At 30.9% G+C, this 16,450-nt stretch carries 14 protein-coding genes; all 14 read right to left on the bottom strand.

The features are described 5' to 3' along the window. Positions 1-130: 130 nt before the first annotated feature. The 14 genes from ID741_RS07355 to secA2 all read right to left on the bottom strand — a co-directional run bounded on the left by ID741_RS07355 (position 131) and on the right by secA2 (position 16,003). On the bottom strand, positions 131-1,027 hold the full coding sequence (locus ID741_RS07355) for a glycosyltransferase family 8 protein (protein ID WP_438719574.1): 897 nt from the start codon (positions 1,025-1,027) through the stop codon (positions 131-133). Between the two features lie 21 nt (positions 1,028-1,048). Further along, the gene (locus ID741_RS07350; protein ID WP_438719573.1) at positions 1,049-1,921 is read right to left on the bottom strand and encodes a glycosyltransferase; all 873 of its coding nucleotides are present in this window, start codon (positions 1,919-1,921) and stop codon (positions 1,049-1,051) included. Positions 1,922-1,943: 22 nt separating this feature from the next. Then, complete coding sequence (glf, locus tag ID741_RS07345; protein ID WP_438719572.1) at positions 1,944-3,065, bottom strand: UDP-galactopyranose mutase; 1,122 nt, start codon at positions 3,063-3,065, stop codon at positions 1,944-1,946. Further along, positions 3,055-3,669, bottom strand: a complete 615-nt coding sequence (locus ID741_RS07340) for a hypothetical protein (RefSeq protein ID WP_438719571.1) — start codon at positions 3,667-3,669, stop codon at positions 3,055-3,057. Before ID741_RS07340 ends, glf begins: the two co-directional genes overlap by 11 nt. A 1-nt stretch (position 3,670) precedes the next feature. Beyond that, positions 3,671-4,693, bottom strand: coding sequence for a sugar transferase (locus ID741_RS07335; protein WP_438719570.1), 1,023 nt, complete (start codon positions 4,691-4,693; stop codon positions 3,671-3,673). Beyond that, on the bottom strand, positions 4,665-5,666 hold the full coding sequence (locus tag ID741_RS07330; RefSeq protein ID WP_438719569.1) for a helix-turn-helix domain-containing protein: 1,002 nt from the start codon (positions 5,664-5,666) through the stop codon (positions 4,665-4,667). The genes ID741_RS07335 and ID741_RS07330 overlap by 29 nt, the downstream gene beginning before the upstream one ends. Positions 5,667-5,693: 27 nt before the next feature. Next, the gene (locus ID741_RS07325; protein WP_438719568.1) at positions 5,694-5,879 is read right to left on the bottom strand and encodes a hypothetical protein; all 186 of its coding nucleotides are present in this window, start codon (positions 5,877-5,879) and stop codon (positions 5,694-5,696) included. A 63-nt stretch (positions 5,880-5,942) separates the two neighbouring features. Further along, the gene (locus tag ID741_RS07320; RefSeq protein WP_438719567.1) at positions 5,943-6,830 is read right to left on the bottom strand and encodes a hypothetical protein; all 888 of its coding nucleotides are present in this window, start codon (positions 6,828-6,830) and stop codon (positions 5,943-5,945) included. Beyond that, the gene (locus ID741_RS07315; RefSeq protein WP_438719566.1) at positions 6,820-8,265 is read right to left on the bottom strand and encodes a glycosyltransferase; all 1,446 of its coding nucleotides are present in this window, start codon (positions 8,263-8,265) and stop codon (positions 6,820-6,822) included. The genes ID741_RS07320 and ID741_RS07315 overlap by 11 nt, the downstream gene beginning before the upstream one ends. Continuing rightward, a complete protein-coding gene (gene asp3 / locus ID741_RS07310) occupies positions 8,262-9,152 on the bottom strand; it encodes an accessory Sec system protein Asp3 (RefSeq protein ID WP_438719565.1) in 891 nt (296 codons plus the stop codon). Before asp3 ends, ID741_RS07315 begins: the two co-directional genes overlap by 4 nt. Positions 9,153-9,164: 12 nt before the next feature. Then, on the bottom strand, positions 9,165-10,754 hold the full coding sequence (asp2, locus tag ID741_RS07305) for an accessory Sec system protein Asp2 (RefSeq protein ID WP_438719564.1): 1,590 nt from the start codon (positions 10,752-10,754) through the stop codon (positions 9,165-9,167). Then, positions 10,747-12,354 (bottom strand): accessory Sec system protein Asp1, encoded by a 1,608-nt coding sequence (gene asp1 / locus ID741_RS07300; RefSeq protein WP_438719563.1) that lies wholly within the window; start codon positions 12,352-12,354, stop codon positions 10,747-10,749. The genes asp2 and asp1 overlap by 8 nt, the downstream gene beginning before the upstream one ends. Positions 12,355-12,376: 22 nt before the next feature. Beyond that, positions 12,377-13,588 (bottom strand): accessory Sec system protein translocase subunit SecY2, encoded by a 1,212-nt coding sequence (locus ID741_RS07295; protein ID WP_438719562.1) that lies wholly within the window; start codon positions 13,586-13,588, stop codon positions 12,377-12,379. Positions 13,589-13,624: 36 nt separating this feature from the next. Beyond that, the gene (secA2, locus tag ID741_RS07290; protein WP_438719561.1) at positions 13,625-16,003 is read right to left on the bottom strand and encodes an accessory Sec system translocase SecA2; all 2,379 of its coding nucleotides are present in this window, start codon (positions 16,001-16,003) and stop codon (positions 13,625-13,627) included. Between the last annotated feature and the right edge of the window lie 447 nt (positions 16,004-16,450).

Below are 16,450 nucleotides of genomic sequence, written 5' to 3'. Positions count from 1 at the left end.
TGTTATTTGTATCGAAATCGGGACAATTTATTTTATAAATAAATTAAATAAACTATCTTTTTGATAAAAAAAGAAGATATCACGTTATTTTATGCGATATCTTCTTTAATAAAAAAATATTATTTATATTCTAGTTATTTATGTTATTATTTATAAAAGATTTAGTTGCATTATTTTTCATTTCAGAAAAATAATTCCAAAACTCCTTATCCCACTGATCAGATATATATAAATGTTCCCAAGGTTTTGATAAGACCTGGTATTCAACATAATGTCGTATAACAATATTTTCTCGAGCATTTTCGATCTCTTTTGTTACATCTTTTTCCTGTGGTACAGCCCAAGAATAAAGCCAAGTATCATCTTTTTGATAGTTATATTCGAAGTCAAAATAATGAACCCGATCTTCTGCAATATGATTCAAAATACTTTGATCCGGATAGACATACTCTTTTTTTTCATTTACCAGATTAACTAATCTTTCTCTTGGCGCTACCTTATTGAATTCAGAGACATTAAACAAGATAACTCCACCATTAAAATAATTCCATCTGTTCTTAATGCCGTACTTAGCAGTATAATCATAATTATTCTCTATCATTCTAAAGTAAAAATCTCGAACTGCACCAAGAACATTCGGTGATTGTACCTGCTCAAACATCCCTGAGATATCTTGTCGAATAATCGTATCATTATCGAGAAATAGAATTTTTTCATAATCTGGGAAATAACTCGGAATAAACAGTCGCCATAATGTCACTGGCGGAAACCTCTTACTATCATAGTCTTCGATTTGGTTCATCGCTTCTTTAGGAGAATACCAAGCAAAAATAGAAATATTCTCTTTATTATAATAGCTGGGGATTTTTCGAATTTCATCAACATCAGGTGGTGCAATTTCTTCCACTAAAACAAGAATATCTAACGCTTCACTACTTTGATAATTTTTTACCAACGAAGTAATAGAAACACCAACTAAGGGCATATGCGACCCAGTAACACAATATACGACTGCATTTTTTGCCATAATTAATCTTCCAATCGGCTTTTATTTTTTGGATACATTTATTTTTGCTTCAAAAAAATAACTCCAATATTCTTTCTCCCATTCATCAATCACAGAATAATGTTCCCATGGTATTGAAAATTCACCAAACTCAAGAAAATGACGGATGATTACTTTTTTTCTTGCATCTACCATCTCTTTTGATTTTTCCGGATAAAGAGGAATAGCAAATTGTTCTAACCATTTATCATCTTTTTGATAATTATATTCAAATCCAAAATAATGAGCTCTTCCTTTAGCAATTTCATTTAAAAAACCTTGATCAACAAATTTAAAACTATATTCTCGTGTATTAATTAATTCTGCTATTAAATCTACAGAAACAACTTTATTGTATTCCATCACGTTAAAAAGAATCACTCCACTATTAAAATATTTTTCTACATTTTCAACATGAAAAATATCTCCTAGATTGCTTTCATTGCCCATCAAATAAAAATACATGTCAGAAACGATACCAATAATATTAGGTTCCTTTACCTGTCCAAATACAGAAAAAATATTTCCCGTTATAAGAGTATCGTTATCCAAATAGAGTATTTCATCATAATGTGAAAAGTTTATCGGAGTAAATAAACGCCAAAGAGTAACTTCTGGAAAACGTTTATTTTCATAATTTTTTATCAATTCCATTTGCTGAGGTGGGTGCCAAAAACTAATATGTATATGGTCTTTTCCATATTGTTTTGGTATTTTTTTGATATTTTCAATATCTTGCATGTAGATATTTCCAGCAATAATGATAATGTCCAATTCTTCTTGGCTCTGATAGTTTTTTACTAGTGAGGTAATCGATACTGCTGTCAGCATCATGTGAGAACGGTCTACATTATAATTTACAGCATACCTTATCATCTAATTATCCTCCCAAAAGGAATTACTCTAAATATTTTTCAATCGATTCAAATGCACTAACAATCACTTGGTCCATATCATAGTACTTGTATTCACCAAGTCGGCCACCAATAATAAATTGCGGAAACTCTTCTGCTAATGATAGATAGCGGTCAACCATTTGAGTATTTTTTTCATCATTGACTGGATAATATGCTTCTTTTTCCGGAGTCCATTCTGCCGGGTATTCCTTTGACAAGATTGATTTATCTTTATTGCCCTTTTTATCAAAGTGCCGCCATTCGATACTACGAGTGAAGGGCGTTTCATAATCGGTATAATTAATCACCGCATTGCCTTGAACATTGTCACTGTCAACCAATTCATGTTCGAACCTTACTGTTCGGTATTCTAAACGTCCGAATTGATAATCAAAAAACTGATCAATCATACCCGAAAAAACAATTTTTGGAAATTCAGCGATGTATTCTTCCTTGTGTTCAAAAAAATCTGTATTGATTTTCACATCAATATTTGGATGGTCTAACAGATTTTCAAATAATTCCGTATAACCATTTTCAGGAATTCCTTGATATTGGTGATTGAAATAATTGTTATCAAATGTAAAGCGGACTGGTAAACGTTTAATGATTGATGGTGGTAATTCAGTAGTCTTGCGACCCCATTGTTTTTCCGTATAGCCTTTAATTAATTTTTGATAAATATCTTGCCCAATTAAACCAATCGCTTGTTCTTCTAAATTTTCAGGTTCTTTATTTAATTGGCTTTCTTCTTGTTGTTGTTGAATTTTTAGTTTGGCTTCTGCGGGAGTTTTAACTCCCCACATTTGGTAAAAAGTATTCATATTGAATGGTAGATTGTAAAGTTCTCCATGATAATTAGCCACTACTTGATTGACAAAATTTTTAAAAGTTGTAAATCGATTGACATAATTCCACACTCTTTGATCATCTGTGTGGAAAATATGTGGACCATACTGATGAATGGTAATTCCTTCTTCACTGTAGGTATACATATTCCCTGCGATATGATTTCGTTTTTCGATTAGCAATACTTTTTTTCCAACTTCAGCAGCTTCTCTGGCCCAAACGCTTCCAAAAAAACCCGCACCTACAATCAAATAATCATATTTTTTATTGTTCATTTTTTTCTGCCTCATCTATCTTATCATCAGTTTGATTTAAAGCATCTTCTTGATTTGATATTTCTGATTCATTTAATTCTAGAACTTCATTTGTTTTCTCGATACTTTCATCGTTCAATGATGCTTTCGCTTCTTCTAATAATTTAGATTCGTCGGATAATGCATCCTTATTTTCTTCATTATTTTTTTTGAATTTCCATTGAAAAATTCTTTTTATTTTTGATTTATTTTTTAAATGTTCAGATGGATGATGATTTTTTTCTTGAATTTCAATTTGGGTTACATTATCATGTTCTTCGTTTTTGTTCTTTGTTACTAACACTTCATCTTCTTCGGTAGATTCAGAAATTTCTTTTTTAAAAACTTCTTTGGTTCTCAAAAAAGATTCAGAGATGTAGGCTATTTTTTCAGCTTGTCCTTGCAAATCTTTTTTTAAATTATTAATTTCTTCTGTTTCAAGTCCAGCCAATACTTTAAGTATTTTATCTTCTGATAGTGAACGATCTTTCTCCTTAGTTTCGTTATCGCTATTTTCAATCAGTATCAACCGTTGATTAATATTAATCATCTGTTGTTGGAGAATATTTTTATTTTTCGGAATCATTTCAATTCATCACTTCTTCTATTTTAGGAAATAACATTAAATTCGAGAAATCATTCATAGCATTTTTGGTAAATCTACCATCTCTTAATACATTACTAAAGTGGTTAACTCGTTGTTTTAATGAAACTAAATCTTCATCTGAAATTGTCATCATCAATTTGTCTAAATCATCCAAAGAATCAATTGCATATCCTAACTGATATTTTTGAATTAGTTGAGCTGCTGCGGATTCTTTCCACACAATCACCGGCATGCCTAGAGCAAGATACATAGACACTTTATGAGGTGCATTATATCTAGTATATTGTCCATATGCACCACCATCTTTAATATCGTTGTCCCACGCCAATCCGAAAGCATTTTTTGGTATTACACGAATTAAGTCTTCTTGTTGAAATTCTCCTTGGTAGTCAACTTTTTCACTTAACTCCACTTCGCCTTTACGTCCGAATGCAGTAATTTCAGTATTAAAATTCCAGTCTTTTAAGTATCTGGATTTGGCTATATTTCCTGCAAAAACAAGTTTTCTTTCTAGTTCATCTACCAGCCGTCCATGAATACTAGTTACTAGAAAATCAAATAATTCTTTACGAATCATTGGTGTTTGGATACCAAACTCTCTTAATCTATTCTCCATGGGTTCTCCGTGAACTATAAGAGCATCAGGTAATTCCAGTAACCTTTTTTCATCATTGTATCCGCTTCCTCTGATTAATTCCGAATCATGAATCAGAATGGCTACTTTTATCCCTCTTAGTTTCAAACGACGTACAAAAGACTCTTCATATTTTGATCCGTTATAACAGGGATACTGATAAATAACGAAATCATCTCGAGTAACAGCCGCTGTAATGCCGTCAATCCTAGCATTCAGTGCTTCATCTGATTCTGACTCATCGATATAACGATAGATATAAAGCTGCTCATAACCCGCTTGTCTCCCTATTGTTGTAATGTCATTTCGTGATTTCGATACTGCATCTACCGATGGTGCTTCAATAATATTTGTCACCCATTTTTTCAAAAGTATACTCCTCCTCTTTTACCAATTCTTGTAGATATTTTACGTCACTCTTTGGCAAACACCATAAACTATTTTGAATACTTGCTTTAAAATCAAATATAAGTTTTTCGTTTTGTTCTTCTCCATTCACCACATTGTCCATAAATTTAAAAATACATTCAGTGTAGGTAGTCAGTTGGTTATTTTCAGATAAAATTTTCATCGCATGACTGATTAAGACATTGGCACGTTCTGGAGATTCTTGCTTGTAAAAATTGACTAAATCTATAACACAGCCTACTAAAATTGACATACTATCACCAAAATACTGCGTGTTTAATTTTCTTAAAATCTCGTTTTCTAGTAACAATATGCCTTTATTCATAGAGTTTATTGGCAATTTAAATTTTTCCTGTGCCTTTAAAGTACCTAAATAAAGAAGAATATCGAAAATTCCAAGATAGTCCGTTCCTAAAAAATAGTTTTCAATAATTTCGTGGGGCTTCGTCATACTTTTCCCTTGTAAATAATTCACTACTATATCAGTATATGCCAGCATTAATTTATATGAGATATTCTCATCGCCAACCGACCGATACTTAGTTAGCCTATTTCTAATATCAATAAATTGAGAAAATTCTTCTGAGTCACTTGAGTTGGAAGTATACAATATCAACGTCAATAATTGTAATTGCTCATCAGTAGAAGAAACAAATAAACTTAATAGTTCATTATTTGAAATATTTAATACTTTTTTCAATCCAATTGTCATTTCCATTGGTAGATCAATCTGATATTGTAGCCACCGGTAATATCGAGATTTTGATAGATTTATTTTTTTTTCAAGTACTCTGACTGGGATACCTTTTTTCTTACGGATATTTTCTAATTCTTCTCTATTTATATTTACTGCTATCACAGACATTTGAGGTTCTATGAGCCCAGGATTACGATTTTCAATCATCCTGTCTACACTAAGAAGATTTTTTGGCATGGGTAACTCTCCTTTCTTTTGCCTTTTTTATTGCAGTAATGCAGTAATTAGAGAATATGCTAAAGAGCCTATTACTACCGTTGACATGATGATTGTCAGAGCAACTCTTAATGCTTTTTCTTTTTTTCCCTCATCATCGTTGTTATCGACAACTTTATTACTTTCTTCTTCAAATCGCCTTTCTATTTCTTTTGATATCTGCTTTTTTTTCATAAAAACCTCCATCTCGAATCCAGCTGGTTTTTCGAGTCAAATACCGTTTCATTGTTTAACTTCTTATTTAATAGCCAATGAATCTACTGGTCGATCGTTGCTTTCAATTACCTTTACTTTATCAACAGAAATATTTTTATTTTTCAGTGCCACAAAGTAATCCTGAGACATTTTAACTTCTTGAACATATGGGATACGATTTTCTAGTATACCTAGCAAATTTCCTTTTACTTGACCATCTTCAGTGAAGGGTGATTCTTCTAGATTTAAGATATTGCGAGATTTACTTTTCGACAAAGCTAATAATTCAATTCCCATATAAGAAAAATTGACAGTATCATCTTCTTGTAAAATATTGGCTAATTGTACTGCTAAAAATTCAATAGAATTTTGATATTTGTGAGTTACTTCTAAAATACTAGGATCAGAAATAGTGACAAAATTAATATCTTCATTATAAAAATAATAATTTAAAACTGGGATTTTTTGATCATTCATATACGCAATTTCTTGAATTTTATTATCGTGATAATAAATTATACTGAAGAGTTTTCCATCAGATGCATACTCTTCAATAAAATCAATTGAGTTATCAATATTAAAGTATTTCACTTGTTTAACATGGCGTCGTGTATTTGGAAATAAAATAACTTGACCAATCTCTTCACCATTATGGACTACTGAAATTGACCAATTTTCATTAACAAATATTTCAGCTTCAGAAGAAGTTGGAATTTTATTAAAAAACAAAAAACCAGCTGGATCATAACTTTTTTCAGTAATTTTATTAATGATATTGAGCCCTTCAACCTTCTCGTCAAATAGCTTTTTATCAAATTCCAAATCTGGTAGGATAGAGATTAATTTACCTCTATTATTCTGCACTCTCTTCTTCTGCTTTTCCCAGATAGGATTATTTGTTTCTATGATCCCTACAATTTCATAATCCATCTACTAATTCCCTCCATTTGTGAGCAATAACAGAATCTTGATAATCACTCACTGATTTACGAGTATTTCTCCGCATCTCTGAATAGTTCGCATGCATCAATTGTCGGATTCCTTCTGCCATCTGATCGACACTGTACTGTTCGTCTGTCCGCGAATAATCTTTTAAAAATCCATTCACACCTTCTTTAATTAGTTCAATCGCTCCAAAGCGGGCGTTAAAAGTAACAATTGGTAATCCCGCGTTTAATGCCTCAATATATGTTAAGCCAAATCCTTCAGAATAAGATGCTGATAAAAAAGCATCATATTTTTCATAAATTTCTTCTAGGTTATTTGAATGACCTTGTAGTTTTACATAGTCTTCAGCACCTAATTCTTCGATAACTTTTTTTATTTTTACATCTTCTCCACCTTGTCCATAGATATCCAAAATATTTTCAGGATACTCTTCATGGAGCTTGTGCATTGCTCTCACTAATACATCAATATGTTTTTCTGATGCTAGACGAGAAGCTGTAATAAATTTTGTTGGCCTCGCATCAATAGGAATCAGCGTCACATTGTTTTTATCAAAATCCCTAATTCCTCCAACTGGAATTGTTACAAATCGTTTCTCCTCATTCGGAAAGTCAATTAACATATCTTCTCTCTGCAATTCCGTCGATACAACAATTCGTTCAATCAAAGCTGCTCGATTCAAGGCATACTCATAAAAATTATTCCATAAAGGAGCAGTGGGTTCATCTCGATCTGATATATGATCAGCATGAATTAGTTCAATTAAATTACTGTCCTCAGGCTTATGATGAATCAAAGCTGATTCAGTTTCTTGTCCTCTATCAATAAAAAAGTTCGTAGTTCCTTTAAATTTTTTAGCTAAATAATTGAAAAAAAATCTGTGCATCATTACTTCATTTCTAAAGAATAAATTTTCACCTTCAAAGTCATAAATGTGAATGTTTTGCATTAGACGTTCTCTACGTGGATGATGATAATATTTAAAAATTATTTTTCTTTCCATTGTTCGATAATTATAAATTTCAACTTGATATTCTGATACTAAAAGCATGTCCTTATTTTTTTTACTAGGAGATTTTTCAATATGTTCCACTACTAGCATTCCTGAAGAAGTAATTGTTTTTTTCACACGGTGAGTATTAGTGAAATCAACATCAATTTTTGTCTTATGAGGATATTTTTTCTTGGCTCCGTTGTAAATATAGTTGCCACCAAAAACAAACATTTCCCATAAATTAATTACTTTATGATCAGGAATATTCCATTTCGCCATTGCTTCATGAAAATTTTTCACCAATTCTGTGAACACGTATTTATAAGGAATATTTTCTATATCAAAACATTTAGCTCTATAAAACTGGGCATGTTCAACTCCTGAATTGCCTATACCAATCGCTTTGTTTACAAAAAAATTCATTCTTTTTTCCCTCCTACACTGTATTGCAATAATATTTTACTTGCAAAATCATTAACTCTTATTTGCTCTGAAATTTCCTCGTTGATTGATTTTTGTTTTAGATACCAATCTTTTTTTGAAACATTAGATAAGATGCTATACAGTAGTTTGGAAGCAATTAGACCTTCTTTTATAATTTTCTTATGATCAATTCCTCTTTGAATTGTAAAAAATGAATCTCCATGTATACCATTATTAGCAATTACTTGGTAGATATATGCAACATTTTCTAACCAATCACTTTCTTTATCAATAAATATAAAAAAATAATTTTTTGGAGGAGATTCATTCAATGGCATACAGATGGTTTCTTTCGCACCATTTAATAAAATAATGTCATTTTCACTTACAATTTCATTGTTAATAAAACTTACGGCTTTTAAATCTTCTTTTAAATTAATTTCATAATGGTTTTCCACACTTAAATCTGCAATTAATAAGTAATCGAAAACAAATGTTTGATGATTTTTATTTAACAGCAGTACTTGATAACTTACGGCTTTTTCAGGATAAGTAAAAACACCATTTAGAGAAGTGAAATACTTCCTCTTAATTAATTGTTCATCGTTATCGTAAAATTCAATAGCTAATTGTATATCCTCAACTTCATCAAGTAACCCAACAACAGCTATTTTGTACGTATTCTCTTGAGCTAATAAAGGTAACATCGGTGTCTTCCGATCACTTTGGAAACTGGTAACTGATCGCCAAGTTTTGATAACTGAACCTGACGGCATCAAAGGAGAAGAAAAACTAATTTTTCCATCTTTCAAAAATTTTATGTTCGCTCCATAGTTATAATTATCGTTATAATCATGACTCCAACGTATTAAAAAAAAATTTTCCATGTATAGTTCTCCTTACTTAAAGTCGCTTGGTTTACGATGGAAGCGATTTACCATGATATTTCTATACTGTTTCAAAAACCAGCCGTTAACTCCAGGTGAATTATCATTATGTCGTCCAATAAAACCTTTATACAGAACTCTCGTTCGCGGGTTTTTCTCTTTAATTACTTCAAATAATTTGGGGAATGCTTCCTTATCATAATCGTCTTGTTTCATATAACTAAAAGCAAAAGTTGTATTGGTATAATCGCCTGTTCTAAATTTATCCCAAAATTCTTTATTTAGTTTTCTTGCATGCTCTTCAGTCATTCCTCTGGTTTCGTAAAAAAGCATATCCAATGAAGTATCAAAAACATCAGGCCGATTTATTTTTTGATTTAGAGCAATATCGCCCATATTTACTAACGGTTTCCCGACAATCACTGCACAAGGTTCTAAATCTGCAGCATAATACAATGATCCAAAGGTTCCCATTGATAGACCTGATAAAACTAACTCTGATTTATCAAACCCTAACAAATCTAATTTTTCTTTTATTATTTTTACTAGCTGTTGTTCAAGCTTTTCACTTCCACGGTAAAAATTCCCACCTTCAAGTCTTGGGTCACCGATTAACATAAATGGGCAGTCCATACTAGTCATCATTCTTCTACCTTCAAATCCCTCAGCAGAACGATATCCTGAAAAATAAACAGCTAATGGTGGTTTAAAATCACCAGGATTAAAGTAATAAATTAACTCCCCATTAAGGTTTTCTTCATCAATAATTCTTTTTCCTCCAGGTATCATGATGCTTCCTGGACTTAAAGCACGTCGTATATGCAATGGACCAATACGTATTTTTCCATTTTTTCCTTTTGCATATACAGAGACATTTAGCAAACCGTTTAATTCACGACTTTCAATTATAACTCGCTTAGTCTTTTTAATTTCTTTATCAGTTGCTTCTATAACTTTAATAATATCTGTACCATTATTATTAAGTATAAAAAATTTATAAACTAAAGAAACATCACCAGAAACAATCTCAAACTCGGGATAAGATTCAAATACACTATCTGAAAAAACTACTGTGGTCATCTTCCATGAAGCAAGTTGTTGCAGTTCATCTCCAAAATCACCAGTCAATTCAGTGTAAGTATTACCTTGTCTATTTACCTCCCCTTTAAAATTGTTATAAACTTTAAAGTACCCTCCTGGTAATTTGTACCCTTCCTGACGTGAATTATATTGTTCATTAATATATAAAAAAACAACATCCTTTTGTGAAAAATCAAGCGGTTTTGCTTCTTTTAAGTCTAAGATTTTTTTTATATCTGCTCCTACTTTAGCTGTTTTATCATATATAATTTGATGAGCAGGAAACTTTACAAGCAAATTTTTTTGATCATGAAGGACTTTTGCATCTTTAGAAAAAACAAAAACAGCTCTGCCGAATTTGGAGTTAAATTCACCATCTTTGATTATTTCAAGCAATAATTGATCATAAATAAAATCGTAATCTTCTGGTAACCATTTATAAGTAAATTTCTCAAAAAGGATAGCACTCTCAAATGGTCGTTTTCCCACATGAAAAACTAAAGTTTTCTTTTCTTTACCCATTAAAAATACTCCTCCATTTTTCAATCGTTGTTTCTACACCAAATTCATCAATCAATTGTACGTTTTCAACTAAAACTTTATTCCAATTATCTAATTCATTTAAATAAAATTCTAAAACATCGGAAAAATCACCAATTTTTTTTAAAATCTTTCCATTTTTATCCTCTACTAAATAATCACTTTTTGTTTTTATAATCATTGGAATACCTGCACTTATTATTTCCGCGTGAATTTGTAAATCGTTTTTCTTAGCGAGATTTACATATATCCTCGCTTGTTGAAAATCTTTTTTTAATTGAATAAGCGATGGTTTAACTCTAAAACTAATTCTTTCATAAGTATCTACTGCCCCAACTAATGGTAGCCACTGATCAGTTGGTTGAAGATCTTTTACTGCTAATTCATCAGCTTCATATAACTGTTCTTTTCGTTTTGATTGAATAAATTTTTTGGTCTTTTCAAAATCATCTGAATCACTATCAATTCCAAAATGGCCATCAATGATATCTTTTTGTGTCTCTGTTAATAAATCTTCTTCTTCTTTATTATTAACTTCTAATATCACGGCAATTTTTTCATCGTCTATTACTTTTTTTATCAACAATCGATTAATCAAATGAGCATCCTCGGATAATTGATTGACTTTCCAAAAAACAACTAAGTTAGGTACAGAATTGCTCATACCTAGGTTCAAATAAGTATTGTACATTGGAATTCTTATAATACAGACATCAGACAATCCTCCATGATTTTTTATAAATAGTTCCAATTCTTTTTGTTTTTCACTAGAATCTGTCACGATTGACGAACTGGTCTTCAGCATTAATGAAAATTGCTCTTCATCAAAATTATGTAAAGATTGATCATCGTCAATTATGCGGATAATATTAATTTTATCTTGTAGTTCCTTTGTTGCAGCTAAAATATTTTCTTCGGTAACAGATATTAAATTATCTTTCTTAAATTCAAAATTTTGGAATTTTTTTCCCAATACTTCAATAATCAAGCTATTTATATCTGTATATTCTTGATGTTCAAATTCCTTATTCCCATGACTGCTAATTTTTACTTTCATTTCTTTGTCAGGGTATTCTGTCAAAGTAATTTCTCCATATTCATTGTAGTAATCACATTTACAGAGAACGTGGTTGTCATTAAAATACTCAGTTGATGAAATAAATCCACGGTCATCATAATAATCTGTATGTTCCATATCACTCTCTTCAATTGGTTTAAAATGAATACTCTCGATACAACCGTATTTATTAAAATTTATTTCTCCACAGACTTGGTTATTTTTAACTAACAAAATACCATGTGGAGAATAAATCTTTTCTATACCATCAGGCAATTCCAATTCATCAATAGATATTGGATGACCATTTTTCGTATGGATATTTTGCAAAACATCATAGAGATGCCAATAATTTTTCGGATAAATACTGTACTCCATTGCTTTATATCTAAGGAACGGCAAATAATGAATCAGCACCAATTGATGCTCTATTTCATTTTCGATAAATAATTTGATGATGTTCAAAGCACGATTATTATCCCAACGCTCATCAGATTGCTTCCAATTCGGAATAAAATAATTCATTAAGATACCTCCATTTTTAGAATTAAAATATATCGTATTGTTTTTTCGAGAAAATAAACCTTATTTCCTGTATTAAATTATCTAGAATTACAATAAGCATGGTCAGACTCCCAAAGTAAAATGCAAGATTTCCTATTAATGAGATCTTTAATCCAATTAATAACGGAATAAGTGAGACCAAAACAAGATAACTATTCCCTACAAATGAGATACGATACAATTTTTGTTTGAAATATTTTTCAGTTTTTTCACCAGGTGGAATACCAAATATATAATCTCCAGAATTTTTCAAGTTTTTAGCAATATCATGTGGGCGAACATTAATAAAACTAAATCCTAGCCCTAATAAAAAAATAACTAAACCATACATCAAAATTCCTTCAATACGATCAAATGCAAAAAAATAAACTAAAAAATTTGAAAACCAGGTATTTGCAATACCCGGAATAAGTAAGAGTAAAGGCGGAATTGAAAAAATCGTCAGAGCAAACATAAAAGGCATTGCACCTGCAGTTAATAATCTGATAGGAATGTAAGAATGGCTAAATGTATTGTCTATCCCTGTTCTTTCTATAAAAATTCGTAATTCAGATTTATATAAAAATAGGGTGATTAATAAATAGATCAATGTTATTCCAAATAGAACAACCAGCATCCACATTTCAACATTTATTTTTTCGTGACCAGATACTAACATACCCGGTAAATTTCCAATTAATCCCGGGATAACAAATATCATTTGAGCTCCTATACCTTTTTGGCAGTTTACATCAGCTAACCATGAGACTAGCATTGCACCTGCAACCAAAATAATGATATTTACTATCATTATTTTTAGATCTGATAAATTATTAAAATAAGATTTATCCATCATATTTCTAAAACGAAGTATCACTACAAATGCTTGAACTGAAGCAAAAACAATTATAATGAGTTTCTGAAAGAAACTACGATTTCTTTCAGATATGTTATTAATTCGATCAGTATCAATCATTGAAATGGTTGTCCAAATAATCAATCCTGTCATATAAGGACCAATCCCTAATGTAAAAATTGTCGGTCGAGAAAAATTCCCTCCAGTTACACTTGACAAAAATTGATTTACTATCGAATAGTTTCCGCTTCCTGTGGTCAAAGGAAAACCTGGTAAAGTTATATTTTTACCTATTTGCATTATTAGGACTAAAAAAATAGCCCAAAAAAATCTTCTCACAAGCTCACTGTATTTCCGCATAATATCGCCTTTCTCAACTTAATTTCCGATTATTTGCTACGGGAATTCAATATCAACCGTGCCATCTTCATTTTTTTTCAATTCTGAAAGCAAATAATTTCGTAAAATATTTATCCAAATTTCATCTTTCATTTCGGTAAAAGAACGCCTGGATTCTATCTGATATTCATAAATTGGTCGATGTTGTCCCCAACTACGACCACTAACTACTGTTTTTAATTGCTGTAGATTATCCGATTGCTCAACCCACATCGTATCAATAGCTTTTAGCATAACTACTCGTTTATAGAAGATCATTTGAAAATAACTAGGAATCATACTTTTTATATGCTGTTGTTGCTGATTCACAATTTGATACAATAATGCTGCAACATTTTTCTTGGTCATTTTTTCAGGATCTATATCCAATAAAGAAACATCGTAGTTATAGTCGAGATTATTAAAAATGAAATTGATCAAATCTACCATATTCAAGTTCTCTTTTTTTGTAGTGAACTCTTCTATTGCTCTATCTATACAGCGGTCAATTAATGTATCTAGATTATCCATCTCAGATCGCATGATCATATTTCTAGTCTCATATATTTTTTCTCTTTGAATACTAACAATTTCATCATAATCTAAAACATTTTTTCTATTTTCATACTCCTGATTTTTTTTACTATTTTGAGATTTATTGATAATTTTTTGAAATCTCTTAGCTGTCAACGGTGATTCTAAATCTTTTTCAGACTCAACATCTATTTCAGTTGTAAACTTTTTTCTTGTTTTAGCTACCCACTTGGGGGCGTTCTCTATGACAATTTTGTCCTCCAAAGAAACAAAAAAAACACTATCTCCAGGGTCCCCTTGTCTTCCGGCTCTCCCCCGTAATTGATTATCAATCCGCTCACTCGTCATACGTTCTGTTCCAACAACCAATAATCCTTCTCGTTCTCGCGCCGCTTGATCTAGTTTTATATCTGTGCCACGACCGGCCATTGAAGTAGCTACCGTAACTGCTCCAGATTTTCCAGCTTCTGCAATAATCCAAGCTTCTTTCATTACTGTTGTAGCATTTAATAAATTATGTGGAATCCGATGATCCAGTAAGAGCATTGAGTATAAGTGAGACATACTTACTGAACCAGTTTCAATCAATACGGGACGTCCTTTACTGATAGCGTCTTTCACAGATTTCAGCGAAGCTACAATTTTTGCTTTATTAGTAACGAAAATCTCATCACTATGATCTTTTCTAATCATTGGTTTATTTGTCGGAATTACTACTACATCCATCTGATAGGTATTGCGAAATTCATCCGCATCTGTCTTAGCAGTACCTGTCATCCCACATAAAATATCAAATTTTTTAAAAAGATTTTGATAAGTAATCATTCCCATTGATTTACTTTCCTCAGAGATTTCAACATCTTCTTTTGCTTCAATAGCTTGATGCAATCCAGCTTGTAGTTTAGTTCCTTTTAGCTTCCTACCATTAGCCTCATCTAACAAAAAAATTTGATCATCATCTATCACGTAGTCGCGATTTTTTTTCATAATAATATTTGCACGTAATGCAATTGTGATATGCCGATATAAGTGTTGCCATTGTTTTTCTAAAATATCTTTTGCTCCAAAAAATGCTTCTGCTTTTTTTATTCCATTTTCAGTAAACCAAATGCTTTTTTTATCTTCGCTTACTTCGTAGTCTTCATTCTCATTAATACTTTTAATAAACCAGTCAGAAGATTTAAAAAGATTAGATTGAATTTTAGGAGCACCAGAAATTATCAAAGGCGTTTGGGCCATATCCAGTAAAACCGCATCAATTTCATCGATCACTGCGAAATTAAATGATTGCACATACTGTTCCTCAGGGGTTGATGACAGATTGGTAATTAAATAGTCAAACCCTAATGAACTATGAGTTGTGTATACGACATCAGAAAAATATACATTCTCTTTATCTACTACTTCATCGCCTTCATTTTCAGCAACACCAATTCCTAGAGTGAGACCCAGCCATTCATATACTCTGCCTACATCTTTTGCATCTCGATAAGCTAGATAATCATTAGCAGTAATTAAAAAATTCCCATTACCTGTTAAACCGCGCAAATAAAGCGGCATAGTAGCCGCTAATGTTTTCCCTTCTCCTGTTTTCATTTCAGCGACATTTCCGTAAAAAAGAGCAATTCCACCTATGATTTGAACAGAATATGGCTTTAATCCAAGGACTCTATAATCCGCTTCAACCACAACAGCAAAAGCATCAACAAGTAAATTTTCTAATTTCTTTCCATCTGCTAATTGTTTCCTAAATTTTATAGTCTGGTTTTGTAGCTCTTCATCCGAGTAATTTGCATATTTATCTGCTAATTGTTCAACTTTTTTTGCTATACGACTGTATTTTCTTAGCTTCAATGGTTTCATAAACTCTTCATCCTTATATATATAAAATAATTTTTTTATTTATGTCATGACTATCTGATAAAATTTTACAATACATTTTATTTATAATCAATATAAATTATATTTTTTGATATTTTTAAAAACATAAACCTAAAATAAATTTAACTTCATTTATTTATTATCTTTTTATCTAATTTATTTAAAATCAGTTTCATATTATTGTTATTTAAAACAATTAATTTGAGAAAAAAATAGATATTTATTTTGTTATAATAGCAATTAGTTCTTGCATATTTTTTTTATAATATAGATCTTTTTTATTTAAAAACGAAAAAGCCCTTGTAGAAATACCAGGACTAGCTGCATAAAAATTATCTTTTTTATGATTTTTTTAATTAAATATTCATATGACTATTTTGTTTTTTTAGCTATTTATTTCCAAAAAAAAAAACAGGAAATCAACTGATT

Origin of the sequence: Enterococcus sp. AZ103 (assembly GCF_051714685.1) — a bacterium.
Classification (GTDB): Bacteria; Bacillota; Bacilli; order Lactobacillales; family Enterococcaceae; genus Enterococcus_A; species Enterococcus_A alishanensis.
This window is presented reverse-complemented; position numbering and strand designations above follow the sequence as displayed.

What these genes read in the sequence shown, in the direction of transcription:
- ID741_RS07340 (WP_438719571.1), bottom strand. Translation starts at nt 3,669, where the DNA reads ATGATTCCGAAAAATAAAAATATTCTCCAACAACAGATGATTAATATT.
- asp1 (WP_438719563.1), bottom strand. Translation starts at nt 12,354, where the DNA reads ATGAATTATTTTATTCCGAATTGGAAGCAATCTGATGAGCGTTGGGAT.
- asp3 (WP_438719565.1), bottom strand. Translation starts at nt 9,152, where the DNA reads ATGGAAAATTTTTTTTTAATACGTTGGAGTCATGATTATAACGATAAT.
- ID741_RS07320 (WP_438719567.1), bottom strand. Translation starts at nt 6,830, where the DNA reads ATGGATTATGAAATTGTAGGGATCATAGAAACAAATAATCCTATCTGG.
- ID741_RS07355 (WP_438719574.1), bottom strand. Translation starts at nt 1,027, where the DNA reads ATGGCAAAAAATGCAGTCGTATATTGTGTTACTGGGTCGCATATGCCC.
- ID741_RS07330 (WP_438719569.1), bottom strand. Translation starts at nt 5,666, where the DNA reads ATGCCAAAAAATCTTCTTAGTGTAGACAGGATGATTGAAAATCGTAAT.
- ID741_RS07315 (WP_438719566.1), bottom strand. Translation starts at nt 8,265, where the DNA reads ATGAATTTTTTTGTAAACAAAGCGATTGGTATAGGCAATTCAGGAGTT.
- ID741_RS07350 (WP_438719573.1), bottom strand. Translation starts at nt 1,921, where the DNA reads ATGATAAGGTATGCTGTAAATTATAATGTAGACCGTTCTCACATGATG.
- asp2 (WP_438719564.1), bottom strand. Translation starts at nt 10,754, where the DNA reads ATGGGTAAAGAAAAGAAAACTTTAGTTTTTCATGTGGGAAAACGACCA.
- glf (WP_438719572.1), bottom strand. Translation starts at nt 3,065, where the DNA reads ATGAACAATAAAAAATATGATTATTTGATTGTAGGTGCGGGTTTTTTT.
- ID741_RS07325 (WP_438719568.1), bottom strand. Translation starts at nt 5,879, where the DNA reads ATGAAAAAAAAGCAGATATCAAAAGAAATAGAAAGGCGATTTGAAGAA.
- secA2 (WP_438719561.1), bottom strand. Translation starts at nt 16,003, where the DNA reads ATGAAACCATTGAAGCTAAGAAAATACAGTCGTATAGCAAAAAAAGTT.
- ID741_RS07295 (WP_438719562.1), bottom strand. Translation starts at nt 13,588, where the DNA reads ATGCGGAAATACAGTGAGCTTGTGAGAAGATTTTTTTGGGCTATTTTT.